This window comes from Formosa sp. S-31 (genome assembly GCF_051172795.1).
Classification (GTDB): Bacteria; Bacteroidota; Bacteroidia; order Flavobacteriales; family Flavobacteriaceae; genus Formosa.
In genome coordinates, this window is record NZ_JAENDK010000003.1 from 216,421 (window position 1) to 232,360 (window position 15,940).

The 15,940-nt window shown below is 37.4% G+C and carries 5 protein-coding genes; 3 read left to right on the top strand and 2 right to left on the bottom strand.

The window, feature by feature from the left end; genetic code table 11:
- Positions 1–307: 307 nt before the first annotated feature.
- From I3217_RS05435 to I3217_RS05445, 3 genes are read left to right on the top strand one after another with little or no spacing between them, the layout of a single operon-like run.
- Complete coding sequence (locus I3217_RS05435) at positions 308–8,509, top strand: HYR-like domain-containing protein (protein WP_435048733.1); 8,202 nt, start codon at positions 308–310, stop codon at positions 8,507–8,509.
- 11 nt (positions 8,510–8,520) lie between these two features.
- The gene (locus I3217_RS05440) at positions 8,521–9,489 is read left to right on the top strand and encodes a PorP/SprF family type IX secretion system membrane protein (protein WP_435048734.1); all 969 of its coding nucleotides are present in this window, start codon (positions 8,521–8,523) and stop codon (positions 9,487–9,489) included.
- An 11-nt stretch (positions 9,490–9,500) separates the two neighbouring features.
- Positions 9,501–11,444: an OmpA family protein gene (locus I3217_RS05445; RefSeq protein WP_435048735.1), complete on the top strand. Its 1,944-nt coding sequence runs from the start codon at positions 9,501–9,503 to the stop codon at positions 11,442–11,444.
- Positions 11,445–11,872: 428 nt separating this feature from the next.
- Here the strand turns inward: I3217_RS05445 and I3217_RS05450 are convergent, their stop codons facing one another.
- The gene (locus I3217_RS05450; protein ID WP_435048736.1) at positions 11,873–13,117 is read right to left on the bottom strand and encodes a tetratricopeptide repeat protein; all 1,245 of its coding nucleotides are present in this window, start codon (positions 13,115–13,117) and stop codon (positions 11,873–11,875) included.
- Positions 13,118–13,143: 26 nt separating this feature from the next.
- Complete coding sequence (gene gyrA / locus I3217_RS05455; RefSeq protein ID WP_435048737.1) at positions 13,144–15,696, bottom strand: DNA gyrase subunit A; 2,553 nt, start codon at positions 15,694–15,696, stop codon at positions 13,144–13,146.
- Positions 15,697–15,940 lie beyond the last annotated feature (244 nt).

Here is a 15,940-nt window from a genome sequence, read left to right on the forward strand (position 1 = left end):
AAAATTACGCTTTTTTATTCCCAGATCGGGTGTGTTCACATCTGTACAATATCATCTATGCATTAAATTATCGGGAGTTTCTCTCTAACAAGAATCCTCTTCATTTTTTTGCATTCCCAAAAACACAATCATATCCCAGGAAGCTTAAAAGCGAAATTATAACAGAGATAAACAATTCAAATACATTGTTTAAAATGCTTGTACAACGCGTGCAGGCATTCGTGATTTTTAAAGACCCACAAATAACTATTAATAAAGTTGTTAATCCATCATAAAACAGTATTAGGTTAACTTAATCGATTTTGAAATGAAAAAACTTTACCCTACCCCATCTAAGGCGTATAAAAACAGAAGGAAATTACCAATATTGGCTTTCTTGCTACTATTTGTTAGTTTCTATGGATATAGCCAGGTTATAAAACCTTTTACGCCAAGAGCCTCAGCGTCTACCGGTCAAACTGTGTATAACGTTAGAGGTAATTTCGCAATCATAGGGAATACGAATTTAACTTTAGAGACGTATGAAAACGATGTAACGGATTCGGACCCGATGATCTATGTAGATGTTGATAACGATCCTAATACCTTAAACTCATCCGAAGCGACTTTAGAGTTTCTTCTGGAAGACGGTACAGCATCTACCTGTGGTAATATTTTATATGCAGGATTGTACTGGACAGGACGCTCTGAATTAGATGATCAGTTTACAGTTACTAAAGATGGTGTAACAAAAAACTTCAATAAAAGAACAGCCTATATTAAAGGGCCTTCAGGCAGTTATCAAGCCGTTACTGCTTCTGCAGACAATATTTTATACCCTCAAGGCGAATATGCAAATATGTTTTCCGCCTATGCAGATGTAACTGATTTTGTTAAAACTAACGGTCCAGGAGCCTATACTGTTGCGGACTTAGCCCTTTTAGAAGGTTTAGGTGGTAATACCGGTTATTTTGGGGGCTGGAGTATGGTTGTTGTTTACGAAAATTCTGAAATGAAGCGTAGAAACATTAGTGTTTTCGATGGCTATGCGTATCAATTAGGTAGAATTCCTTCCTATTCATATATCACCCTTGATGTTTCTGAATTGAACAAAACTCAGGCTGGTAATATCGATGTAAACTTTGGTTTAATGGCTGGTGAAGGGGATTTTAGTTTAGATTTCGACTATTTCGAAATGTATAAAGGAGAAGCTCCCGACGTCGCTAATAACCCGATACCATTTCCGGACAGTGCGTTCCAAAGACTAGCCCATGGTGGTCAGGCTGCCGGTACACAAAACAACTTCTTTAACTCGTCTATTGCGACTACAGGCAGCCCAAGGAATCCTTCATTATGGAATAACACGGGTATGGATTTAGTTATGTTCCATTTGCCAAACGGGAATAATACTCTGGTAGATCAAAATCAGGAAAAGGTATTATTCAGATATAGTGCTTTACAAGACTCCTATATTATTTACAACTTAACAATGGCCTTCTTAGCGCCAGAACCTGAAATTGAAGCAGAAGTTGAAATAGTAAGTATAGATGGAACTCCAGCTGGTGCGGGAGCAACTAGTGTTTTACCAGGTCAGGACATTACTTATAAAGTAGAAGTTAAAAACTTTGGAGAAGAAGCATCTACAAATACCATGCTTTCTATCCCGGTACCTTTTAACACGACATATAATAATGTAGCTATTACTTATACCGGATATCCTCCATATACCGCAAATACAGCTCCTTATTATGATGCAGCAACAAACTCTATCTTATGGGATCTAAACAACGTTACTCAAACCAATAGAACGGACAATCTAATTGCCGATTTAACCTTTACTGTTTCTGCAACTACCGACTGTTCTATTTTAGCCGTAGACTGTGCCGACTTAATTTCTATGGATGGTAACATCTCTGGAACAGGACTTACTTCTGGTATAGATTTCAATAAAACCTTTATAACAGGTGTAGATTATTCTGCAACCACTTGTGTAAACACATTTATCCCCGCGCCATTAGAAACTACAATTGATGCTGATCAATATATTATTGATAACTGTGGTGCAGTTACAAGTAACGAATATTACTTCTGTAATTATTCTGGAAGCTCTATTCCTGTATCTCAGGTAAGCGGAGATTTCCCTCCTGGAACAAGATTCTATAACGAATTCCCATTAACAGCCAGTTCAATTGAATATAATATTCTAAATCCATTCCCTGCAACTACAGGAGAAATTACATACTATGCTATTCCTCCGGGAGCAGGAACCTGTGCTTTAGAATTCACTTTACACGTAGATTCATTGTCATCTACTCCAACAGTATCTCCTACGCCAGTTGAATACTGTTTAAATGCCGCTGCCGTACCTTTAACAGCTACAGCCAGCGATCCTTCATTAATATTATATTTTTATACAGATAATAATCCATCAACAACCGGACAAACCTCATTAACTCCAAATACGGATACCCCTGGAACATTTACTTATTATGTTGCCGAAGGTTCTGGCCCTGATTGTATCAGCCCTAACAGAGTGCCAATTACTGTTGTTATTCACGATGTTTTAAATATTAGTTCCAACATAACAGATGCATCTTGTACTCCTGGTAATGACGGCGCTATTGATTTAACCGTAACAGGTGGTTCAGGAAATTACTCTTATGTGTGGAGTACCGGAGCAACAACAGAAGATATCACCGGATTAGCCACAGGAAATTATACTGTGACTATAACAGACACTACTACTGGTTGCGATACCGTTTCAAGTTTCACTATTGAACGTGATGACGATGCCTTACCAACAATCACTGCTCCTGCCGCTTACGCTATTGAAGCCTGTGATACCTCTGTAGCTTTAGACTTAGCTTTTAGCACCACACCAGTCTCTATCACGTTATCTGATTTAGAAAATGCACAAGGTGGTGGTGGAACTGCTACTGGTTTTTCTAGCATAAGCTATTCTGATGTGCAATCAGGAACATGCCCTGTAACTATTACAAGAACATTTACTGTAGAAAACGACTGTAATAATACTGCAACTGCAACACAGATTATTACCTTAGAAGATAACACTGCGCCTACAGTTCCTAATGCACCTGCTGACGTAACTATAGAATGTTCGGATGCTTTACCTTTAATCCCTACTTTAACAGCTACAGATAATTGTCCAGGATCAGGTCCTATCACAGGAGTGCTTACCGAAACTACAAACAATGCAGACCCTTGTAATGTTACAGTAACAAGAACATGGACGTTTACCGATGATTGTGGTAATGCAGATAGTATTTCTCAGGTTATAACAATTGTAGACACTACTCCTCCAGTAATTACAGGAACTCCTATAAACTTAATTATAGAATGTGACGGACTTGAAAAAAGTAGTGTTCTTGAACAGTGGTTCTTAATCAATGCTAATACTGATGCCACTGATAATTGTTCTGAAGTTACTTGGTCTAATGACTTTAATGAAGAAGACCTAACAGACTGTTCATCTTTAGTAGATGTAACCTTTACTGCTACTGACGCATGTGACAACTCCTCTTCGTTTATGGTAAGCGTTGAAATTAGAGATAATACAGGCCCAGATGTAGTAGATGCTCAGGATGCCTCTTTTGAATGTGGTGACACTACTGGAATTCAGGATTGGTTAGACAATAACGGTGGTGCTTTAGCAACCGACAATTGTTCTGAAATCATTGAATGGACAAACGATTATGCTGGTATTACTCCTACTTGTGGTAATAGTGGTTCTGCTACTGTAACCTTTACAGCTACAGACTCTTGTGGTAACCCAACAACAACAACAGCAACATTAACTATTACAGATACTACAGCTCCGGTTGCACCTGCTGCTCCAGCTGATATTACAGTAGAATGTATTACAGACGTACCTACAGCGGAAACCCTAACTGCCACAGACAGCTGTTCTGGAGATATCAATGCCACAGGTATTGACTCTGTAGACAATACAGACCCTTGTAATGTAATTATAACACGCACATGGACGTTTACAGATCCTTGTGGAAACCCAACAGAAATTTCTCAAACTATAAATGTTATTGATAATACTGCACCTGTTGCATCTGCAGCTCCAGCTGATGTTACAGTTGAATGTATCTCTGATTTACCAGCAATGACAGATTTAACTGCTACAGATAATTGTTTAGGAGATATTACTGTTACAGGAGTTGATTCTGTAAATAATGATAATCCTTGTAACGTAATAGTAACAAGAACATGGACGTTTACAGATGCTTGTAACAATACTACTGTAGCTACTCAAACTATTAATGTAATAGACACTACAGCTCCGGTTGCACCTGCTGCCCCGGCTAATATTACAGTTGACTGTTTAGACAATTTACCAACAACTATAGAATTATCGGCAATTGATAATTGTGGGGGTACAGTAACTGCTACAGGTGTGGATGATATCACACCAGGAGACAGTTGTAGTGAAATTATAACAAGAACATGGACATTTACAGATGCTTGTGGAAATTCAAGTACTGCAACACAGACCATCACTATTATGGATGATGTCCCTCCAGTGTTCACGACTCCTGCCCAAGACATAGTATACTATTGTACAGGTAACGAACGTACGAACCCTGCAGCAATTGAAGCTTGGATAACAATTTACGGAGGTGCTATTGCCGAAGACAATTGTTCAGGAACTAATCTTACTTGGACAAACGATTACGATGCTGATCTTACAGCTTGTGGCGATCCAATACCTGTAACTTTTACAGCAACAGATGCTTGTGGAAATTCAACTTCTACAACTGCAACATATACTATAATTGATACTACTGCTCCAGTAATAACAACTGAACCGCAGGATATCAGTATCGATTGTGAAAACACCAATGGTTCAGATCTTCAGAATTGGTTAGACAGCAGCGGAGGCGCTATGGCCGAAGACTATTGTTCTGACACTGTAACCTGGACTAACGATTTCAATGCAAACTTAATTAACGGTGCTTGTGGTGCTTCTGGAGCTATTACAGTTACTTTTACTGCAACAGATAACTGTGGAAATGCAGTTACAACAACAGCATCTATTACAGTAACTGATACCGTAGCTCCTACAGTTCCTTCAGCCCCAGCTGACGTTACTGTAGAATGTATAGACGATATTCCTGCAATGATTGATCTAACTGCTACAGATAACTGTGGCGGAGACATTGTGGCAACTGGAGTTGATTCAGTTAACAACACAGATCCTTGTAATGTTGTGGTAACAAGAACATGGACATTTACAGATCCTTGTGGAAATACTGCCGAAGTATCGCAAACAATTAACGTAATAGATACTACTGCACCGACATTACCAGACGTACCTGCCGATATTACGATAGATTGTTCTGCAGATCTACCTGCAATGATTAATTTAACTGCTACAGATAACTGTGGAGATTCAATTACAGCTACTCCTGTAGATAGTATAGATGACACTGATAATTGTAATGTTGTAGTAACCAGAACGTGGACGTTCACAGATACTTGTGGAAATACTTCTGAAGCCGTTCAAATCATAACTGTAAAAGATGAAACAGGACCAACAATTACTTCTCCTGCTCAGGATATAGTTTACTATTGTAATGGAGAAGAAAGAAACCCTGTTACCATTGATGCCTGGGTAGTTATTCAGGGAGGTGCTTTAGCTGAGGATAATTGTTCTGATGTTACCTGGACCAATAACTACGATCCAAATCTATTAGATTGTGGTAACCCAATCGAAGTAATTTTTACAGCAACAGATGCTTGTGGAAATGTTTCGACTACTTCTGCTACATATACCATTATAGATGTAACAGGTCCACAAATAACGCAAGAACCAACAGACATCGTATTCGAATGTGATGCAACTTCCGGAACAGAATTAACTGACTGGTTAACTACCAACGGGGGTGCCACTGCATCAGACCAATGTTCTGTGGCTTTAAGCTGGAGCAACGATTTTGATATGACTTCTTTAGATGGAGTTTGTGGAGCAGACAACGCAGTAACTGTAACATTTACTGTAACTGACAACTGTGGAAATGCAACATCAACTACTGCAACTATCACTATAATAGACGACATTGCTCCTGAATTACCAACTAATATCCCTGCTGATGTTACTGTAGAGTGTATGAGTGATGTTCCTGCAATGACTGACTTAACAGCAACTGATATTTGTGCTGGCGATATTACTGTATCAGGTATAGATACTGAAGACAATTCAGATCCGACTAATGTTATTATAACTAGAACATGGACATTTACCGATGCTTGTGGTAATACAACTGAAGCGACTCAAACAATAACAGTTCAAGATGCTACTGCTCCAATAGTTGATACTACTGTTGAAGACTTAACTTTAGATTGTATTGATGATGTTCCTGCTTTAGCTGATTTAACCGCTACAGACAACTGTGCCGGAACAATTACTGCCAGTGGAACTGAAACTATCGAAACTATAGATGACTGTCACCAGGTAATCACTCGCAACTGGGTATTCACAGACAACTCTGGAAATACTACCGAGGTTACTCAGGTAATCACAGTTAATGATGATGAAGCTCCGGTACCAGACAATGCTCCTGAAGACTTAGCTTTAGAATGTTTTGATGATGTTCCTGCTTTAGCCGATTTAACTGCTACAGACAACTGTGCCGGAACAATAACTTCTGAAGGTATTGAAACGGTTGATGATGCAGATCCTACCAATATTACAATTGTAAGAACCTGGATATTCACTGATGACTGTGGTAATACAGCTGAAGTTAGTCAGACTATAACTGTACAAGACAATTCTGCTCCGGTAGTAGATACTACTGTTGAAGACTTAACTTTAGATTGTATTGATGATGTTCCTGCTTTAGCTGATTTAACAGCTACAGACAACTGTGCCGGAACAATAACTGCCAGTGGAACTGAAACTATCGAAACTATAGACGATTGTCACCAGGTAATAACTCGTAACTGGGTATTCACAGACAACTCAGGAAATTCTACCGAAGTTACTCAGGTAATCACAGTAAACGACGATGAAGCTCCGGTAGTGGATACTACAGTTGAAGATTTAACTTTAGAATGTATGGATGATGTTCCGGCTTTAGCTGATTTAACTGCTACAGACAACTGTGCCGGAACTATTACTTCTGCAGGTGTTGAAACAATCGACGACACAACTGATGAAACTGTAATTACAAGAACATGGACATTTACTGACGCTTGTGGTAACACAACTGAAGTTTCTCAAACCATTACTGTTCAAGATATCACAGCTCCAGTAGCAGATTCTACTCCTGAAGATATTACAGTAGCTTGTATTGATGATGTTCCTGCATTAACAGAATTAACAGCTACAGACAACTGTTCAGGAACAATTACAGCTTCAGGATCTGAAACAGTAAACGATGCCGATTCTTGTAACATTACGATTACCAGAACATGGACTTTCGAAGATGCTGCTGGAAACATCACTGATGTTACACAAGTTATTATGGTAATTGACGATGTAGCACCAACAGCAACAGCTCCGGCAGATGTTACTGTAGAATGTATTGAAAGTGTACCTGAAATGATAGATTTAACTGCAACTGATAACTGTGGTGCTGAGATTACAGCTACAGGCGTTGATTCTGTAAACGAAATTGATGGTTGTAGCAGTATCATTACAAGGACATGGACCTTTACAGATGCTTGTGGTAATACTTCAGAAGTATCGCAAATCATTACTGTAGCAGACGAAACCGCTCCTACCCTGGATGGTGATTTTGATACAGAAATAACAGTGAATTGTGCTGCAATTCCAGATCAGCCAACATTAAGTTTTACAGACAATTGTTCTGCTGATTTAACTGTAGTTTACAACGAGATTAACACCTCTACGGGTGCAGATAACGAAAACTACCAGGTAATAAGAGACTGGACAGTTTCAGATGCTTGTGGTAACACAACAGTATTCACTCAAACCATTAATGTAAATGTTCAGCAATTACCAGTTGAATTATCAGACGATAAGTGTGTTGAAGGTGGAGATATTAATTTAGATAGTTATTTAGAAGGTTCGACAGATGGTACTTGGGTTGTTGAAGCTGGAGACGCTACCTTAACCGGAAGCACTTTCGATCCGTTAGGCGCGGAACTTGGTGACTATGTATTCAGATTCAAAGAAGCTACAGGATGTCTTAATGAAACTGTAGTAACTATAAGCTTAAATGATGATTGTGTAATTCCTCCTTGTGACCCTCAAATCTCTGATGCGGTAACACCTAATGGTGACCAATACAATGAGTACTTTACCATTACCGGAATTGAGTCTTGTGGATACGGAGATATCGCGGTTGAAATTTATAACCGTTGGGGTGCTTTGGTATTCAAATCTGAGAACTACCAAAACAATTGGAATGGTCAAAACGACAAAAAAGCCTTTGGAGGTTCAGACCATTTACCAACAGGAACATACTATTATATTGTAACATTTAAAAATAGCGGATTGAAACCTAAAACAGGTCCACTTTACTTAGGAACCAAATAAAACTTTAACCTATGAAAATTTTGAAATATAACATAGTAGCTATTGCATTATTGAGTTGTACGGTCGGGATTGCTCAGCAGTTACCTCAGTTTACCCAATATATGTATAATACAATCTCTATCAACCCTGCCTATACAGGGAGTAGAGAGACCTTAAGTATAGTGGGTTTACACAGAAGCCAATGGGTTGGTATAGATGGTGCTCCAACGACCCAGACCCTATCTGTTCATTCGCCATTAAATAATGAAAAAATAGGAATTGGAGGCTCATTTATACATGATCAGCTGGGACCTGAAAACTTCAATTATTTATACGCTAGTTTTTCATACACCATTAATACAGGTGAAAAATCTAAATTGGCCTTTGGTTTAAATGCCGGATTTACGCAATACAGTTTAGATCAGGATTTCCGATTAAACAATCCGAACGATCCTGTAATTTATGGAATTGAAGACCGTTGGGCACCTAATTTCGGTGCCGGAGTTTACTGGCATTCTGAAAGATGGTATTTAGGTTTATCGACACCGCGAATTTTAAAAACAGATTATAATACAGAAGAATACGAAGCTTTAGAACGTGTAAGCTACTACTTTACCGGAGGATACGTATTCGATTTAGGAGATTACACCAAGTTTAAACCTGCATTTTTAATTAAAGCTACAAACGGAGCTCCCTTGTCTTACGATTTAACAGCAAACTTCCTGTTCTATGATAAATTATGGGTAGGTGCCGGATTCAGACATAATCCGGGAGTTGATGGTAACGACCTTGAAGACGACCAAGTAGATTACAGTTTCAGAGGAACACATGCCTTAGGTGGTATTGTAGACTTCCAGGTTTCTAAACAACTTCGAATTGGGTATGCCTACGAATTCCCAATAAATTCGGAAATAAGACACTACCAAAGTGGTACTCATGAACTTTTATTAATGTTCGAACTATTTAAAGAAAGACGTATTAAATCCCCTAGATATTTCTAATAACTACTACTATGAAGACAAAATTTATATTCGCAATATTCGCTTTATCTACTACTTTTATGTTCGCGCAGAAAAAAGTAGCAGATAAGTTCTACAAAAACTACGCTTACTTAAAAGCTAGCGATTTGTATGAAGAAGCGGTAAAAAAAGGAGACAGTAGCGAACACGTATTAACCCGATTAGGAGATTGTTATTACAATAATTCTAATTCTGAACAAGCCGCGGTATGGTACGATATGGCGATTCAGAAATACGATGCTATCGACCCGATTTATTATTATAAATATGCACAAACACTTCGTAGTTTAGGAAATTATGAAGAGGCCATCGTGTATTTAGAAAAATTCAACGAACTTCAGGCAGACGAAGACCGTATAAAAGGAGATGACTTTGCTAATGTAGCTTTATACGAAAAATTGAAAAACACAGATAGTGTTTACGTTCAAATCAACAACTTACCTATTAACACTAAAAATTCAGATTTTGGAGGTGTACTTAAAGACAGTATTTTTTACTTCGCCTCTACTTCTAAAAAAAACAGAGATGAATTATATGTTTGGAACGGCCAACCGTATTTAGATATTTACCAATCTGAAGTTACCCCTCCTAACGACGGGGAAGAAATGTTAAACTATAGTTACCCGAACTATATTAAAGGAAACGATATTAACACTAAATTCCACGAAGCCAGTGTAGCAATTACTAAAGATGGTAAAACCCTGTATTTTACACGAGATTTTTTAAGCAAACGCAATAAACTTAAAGCGAATCGCGAAGGGACATCTCATTTAATGATCTACAAGGCTACTTTAATAGACAGTACCTGGCAGGACATAAAAGAAGTTCCTATTAACGACCCGAATTACTCAACTGGACACCCTGCTTTAAGTCCGGATGAAAAAACATTATACTTTGTTTCAGACCGAGAAGGTGGATTTGGACAAACTGACCTTTATAAGGTTGCTATTTTAGGTGAAGACAATTACGGATTCCCTGTAAATTTGGGCGCTGCAGTAAATACAGAAGGAAAAGAAATGTTCCCGTATGTAGATAGCGATAACACGCTATACTTTTCATCAGACAGCCACATTAACCTAGGTTTCTTAGATATTTTTAAATCGGATGTATTACAAGGAGGAACTTCAATTGAAAACCTTGGTGCACCATTTAATAGTGGTTACGATGACTTTGCCTATACTATAGATCCAGATAAAGGTATCGGTTACTTCTCCTCTAACCGTGAAGGCGGAATGGGAAGCGACGACATTTACAGTTTCGAAATTTGTTCTCAGATTATTAAAGGAACTGTACGCGATGCAAGGTTTATGACACCTTTATCTTTTGCTACTGTACAATTGATTGATAATACAGGTAAAATTATTGAATCACGAATGACAGGTGATGACGGTTTATATTCATTTAAAGTTAAATGTAACCGAGCTTACCACGTTTTAGGAAGCAAAGCCGATTATAAAGATGACCTAAAAGACATTAACACTTCTGTTGATAATGGCTTTGAAATTATTGCAGATCTTAATTTAATACCACTTATTATCGAAGACGAAATTGTACTTAACCCTATTTACTTCGACTTTGATAAATGGGATATAAGAACCGATGCTGCTTATGAGTTAGAAAACATTGTAAGTGTTATGAGAGAGCATCCTAATATGGTTATTAAAATCGAATCTCATACGGATAGCCGAGGTGCAGACGATTATAACTTAAGCTTATCCGATAAACGAGCTAAATCTACAAGAGACTATATCTTATCCAGAGGTATTGATGCAAGCAGAATTGAAAGCGCGATCGGATATGGAGAGACTCAATTGGTTAACGAATGTTCTAATGGTGTAAAATGTACTAAAGAACAACATCAGGCAAACAGACGCTCTAAATTCATTATACTTAAAGATGAAGTTGTTGCTCCTGCTGAAGAAGATTCTCAGAATTAAATAAACAGAATAAAACACTAAAAAAGCCGCATAATATGCGGCTTTTTTAATTGATATACTTTTCTGAAACATAAAGCCAAACATCAAATAACGGTCATTTAAATCCACAAAAACAATACATCTAAACTATATACAAAATTGAAATAAGTACGCTGTTAAGCAATTAACCTAAGTGATATAATTTTACAGCCACAATTATGGTTCAGCTATAAAACAGCTATAATGGCATTTATTAAGAAAAGGTAACTTTACTACTACTTAGTCCCCTACTGGAATTTTAAGAGCTCTGATAATCTCTATTTATAAAAGAAGTATCCATGTTTGCTGTCTAGTAACCATCCCTTTCCAAGCCTCTGAACCAGTTAACATCTGGACAAAAAAAAATCCTGAGACTAAGCTCAGGATTTTAAACATATTGTATAAACTAATTAATTTGCTGCATTTAATTTAGCTTGTACAGCTTTTGCCTTAGCACTTTCTCCTAAAGCATTGTAAATATTAATTAATTGCTGATACACATTTGTGTCCGGATTAGGGTTCTTAGCGATAAAATCTTCTAATACCTGTGCACCTTGATTAAATAAATCTGTTTTCTTTGCACGTAACTCATCGTAACGCTTGTTATCGGCAGCACTGTTACCTAAACTGTTCATTTCACTTATTAATGCATTTCCTTCATCAATATATGTAGTTGAAAGGTTTAATACCGCATCAGAATAGTCTGGCTTTAATTGTAAAGTTTTATTAAAAGCTGTTCTAGCTGCTTCAAAATCTTTATTCTTTAAAGAAATAACTCCAATGTTATAGTATAAATTTGGATTGTCTGGCTGCTTTATAACAGCTTCTTCCATTAAGGATTTAAATTTATCAGTTTCTTCTAACTCTAAGTATAAATTAGCTTCAGTTAAAATTAAATCAACATTTTCAGGATTCGCAGAACGTGCTTTTTTAACAGCTGCCAAAGCCTCGTCCTTTTTTCCTAAAGACACATAAATTAAAGCTATATTTTTAGTAATTTCAGGTTGCTTACTTTCGGTAACACGCTCTCCCGGCTTAGTATGCGATTTCGCTTTAACATATAAATCTCTTTGAGATTTACTCATTATCTCTTCTTCGCCTGTCTCTACATTTGTAGCGTAAAATTGTTTTTCGATTCCGGTATACCCTAAATCTTCTAATTTAATGTAATGCTCTAAAGCCGATTCGTAATCCTGATCGCTTACAGCACTAATCGCAGCGTAATACAAATATGTTGTATCCTGTGGCATTATGCGGTACAATTGTTCGAACTCAGTATTTGCAGCAGCGTAATTTTTATCTTTAAAATCGTTATTCGCCTTTTGCAAATAGGTGTTTTGCATATTTTCTTTCAATACAGCAACCTCATCTTTATTTCCAGCTTCAGCTAATGCTAAACTCTCGATAGCCTTATTTACATCGTCTGTACTTCCGGCTCCATTAGCATAAAGCGCTTCAGCCTTTAATAAATAATACTGAGATTTATACTTGTCATCTATAGAAGATAACATCGGTTCCACTTGATTTAAAGCTGCTTTTGCCTCGGCGTAGTTATTACTTTTAATCGCCTTTTCTGCAGCTCTTAATTCCTTTTTCTGAGCATAGGAAAACGCTGTAGCGGATAATGCTAAAGCAACTATAACTTGTTTTTTCATTGTAATCAAATTAAGTTTAAACGTTTTTAATTGTTTTCTTGGTTGTTATTTTCTACTGAGGTATCTCCTGTTTGCTCTTCTGAAGCATTTTCCAAATCTTCGATTTCTACCGAATCTTCTTCATGCATTACTTTTGCCACAGCCGCAATTGAGTCGCCTTTCTTTAAATTTATAAGCCTCACACCCTGAGTTGCACGTCCCATAACACGTAAATCTTCAACAGCAATTCTAATAGCAATCCCGGATTTGTTAATAATCATTAAGTCATCGGCATCCGATACACTCTTAATAGCTACTAATTTACCGGTTTTTTCTGTAATAGAGATGGTTTTCACACCTTTTCCTCCTCTATTCGTAACACGATATACAGGTTCACCATCCTCAGGATCATCTATATACGTACGCTTACCGTAACCATTTTCAGAAACTACAAGCACCGATTCTTCCTGCGGATTCTCGATAGCAATCATACCAATAACCTCATCAGTATCATCAGCAAGTGTAATACCACGAACTCCGGAAGCACTTCTTCCCATTGGTCGCGTTTTAGCTTCCTCAAATCGAATCGCTTTACCAGATTTTAAGGCTAACATTACCTGACTGTTTCCGGTCGTTAATTTTGCTTCTAAAAGCTCGTCATCTTCTTTAATAGTAATGGCATTAATACCGTTGGTTCTAGGACGTGAATATTGTTCTAAAGCGGTTTTCTTAACCTGGCCGTTTTTAGTAGCCATAATTACGTAATGACTGTTAATATAGGCTTCGTCCTTAAGATCCTGAGTACAGATAAAGGCCATTACCTTATCGTCCTGCTCAATATTAATCAAGTTCTGAATAGCTCTTCCTTTAGATGTTTTGGTACCTTCCGGCACTTCATATACACGCATCCAGAAACATTTTCCTTTTTGAGTAAAGAACAGCATATACTGATGGTTAGTCCCCACAAATAAATGCTCTAAGAAATCTTCATTTCGTGTCGTTGAAGCTTTTTGACCAACTCCTCCTCTATTCTGAGTTTTATACTCCGAAAGTGATGTACGTTTAATATAACCTGCATGCGAAATTGTAATGACAACTTTCTCATCCGGAATCATATCCTCTATACTTAAATCGCCACCAGCATATTCAATAATAGAACGACGTTCATCTCCATATTTTTCTTTAACAACAAGAAGCTCTTCCTTAATAATGTCCATACGACGCTCCTTTTTATCAAGGATATCCTTTAAGTCTTCTATGGTTTTCATTATTTCCTCATATTCAGAGCGCAGTTTATCCTGTTCCAGACCTGTTAATTGTCGTAAACGCATTTCGACAATAGCCTTGGCCTGAATCTCTGATAATTTGAAACGCTCTATTAACCTTTCTCTTGCTTCATCAGCATTAGAAGATGCTCTAATAATGGCAATTACTTCATCAATATTATCTGAAGCGATAATTAATCCTTCCAAGATATGAGCACGCTCTTCTGCTTTACGTAATTCGTATGTTGTACGTCTTACTACGACTTCATGTCTGTGCTCTACGAAATGATGAATTAAATCTTTTAAGTTTAATAATTCCGGACGTCCGTTTACTAGCGCAATATTATTTACACTGAAAGATGTTTGTAATTGCGTATACTTGAATAGTTTATTTAAAACAATGTTAGGAATGGCGTCACGCTTTAAAACGTAAACTATACGCATTCCTTTTCTATCTGATTCGTCTCTGATAGTCGAAATGCCGTCTAACTTCTTCTCATTAACTAAATCGGCAGTTTTTTTAATCATTTCTGCCTTATTAACCTGATAAGGAATCTCGTTAACTATAATACATTCTCTTCCGTTAACTTCTTCGATATTGGCTTTGGCACGCATAACAATACGGCCACGTCCTGTATGGAACGCTTCTTTTACACCATCGTAACCATAAATAGTTCCTCCTGTTGGAAAATCCGGCGCTTTAATGTGTTTTATTAGATCATCAATTTCAATATCGGTATTATCGATATAAGCAATGGTCCCATCTACAACTTCTCCAAGATTATGAGGCGCCATATTGGTTGCCATACCTACAGCAATACCAGAAGCTCCGTTTACAAGTAATCCGGGAATACGAGTAGGAAGCACTGTAGGCTCCTGTAAAGTATCATCGAAATTTAATTTATGGTCTACGGTTTCCTTATCGATATCTGCCAACATGTCCTCAGAAATTTTACGCATACGAGCTTCCGTATAACGCATTGCCGCAGGACTGTCTCCATCTATAGACCCGAAGTTTCCTTGCCCGTCTACCAGCATATAACGCAGACTCCAATCCTGGGCCATACGCACCATGGTATCGTAAACCGACGAATCACCGTGAGGGTGGTACTTTCCAAGCACCTCTCCTACAATTCTTGCTGATTTTTTATAAGCTGAATTTGCCTTAACTCCCAATTCGTGCATCCCGAATAAAACACGTCTGTGCACAGGTTTTAAACCATCTCTAACATCTGGAAGAGCACGTGACACTATGACCGACATGGAATAGTCGATATAGGCCGTTTTCATTTCATCTTCAATATTAATTGGAATAAGCTTTTCTCCTTCCGCCATCTATTAAATATTTTAATTATCTTGTATATTTCAAATCGTGCTAATATAACCATTTCGCCAGTCATAGCAGGCGTTTTAACCAGTATTTTAACACTTTTTATTAACAATTACCATGCCTGTTTTAGTTAATAAGTAAGCTTCTATTTATTTTGATTTAAAAAAGTTTTTGTTTCTATTAGCATAAATCATATAATTTAAGGTACACTTTTTGACTTTAGTAATATGTTTTAGTAATTTTAATGCA

Bases quoted from the DNA above. Each gene is read 5' to 3' on its own strand.
- I3217_RS05440 (WP_435048734.1), top strand. From the start codon at position 8,521: ATGAAAATTTTGAAATATAACATAGTAGCTATTGCATTATTGAGTTGT.
- gyrA (WP_435048737.1), bottom strand. From the start codon at position 15,696: ATGGCGGAAGGAGAAAAGCTTATTCCAATTAATATTGAAGATGAAATG.
- I3217_RS05450 (WP_435048736.1), bottom strand. From the start codon at position 13,117: ATGAAAAAACAAGTTATAGTTGCTTTAGCATTATCCGCTACAGCGTTT.
- I3217_RS05435 (WP_435048733.1), top strand. From the start codon at position 308: ATGAAAAAACTTTACCCTACCCCATCTAAGGCGTATAAAAACAGAAGG.
- I3217_RS05445 (WP_435048735.1), top strand. From the start codon at position 9,501: ATGAAGACAAAATTTATATTCGCAATATTCGCTTTATCTACTACTTTT.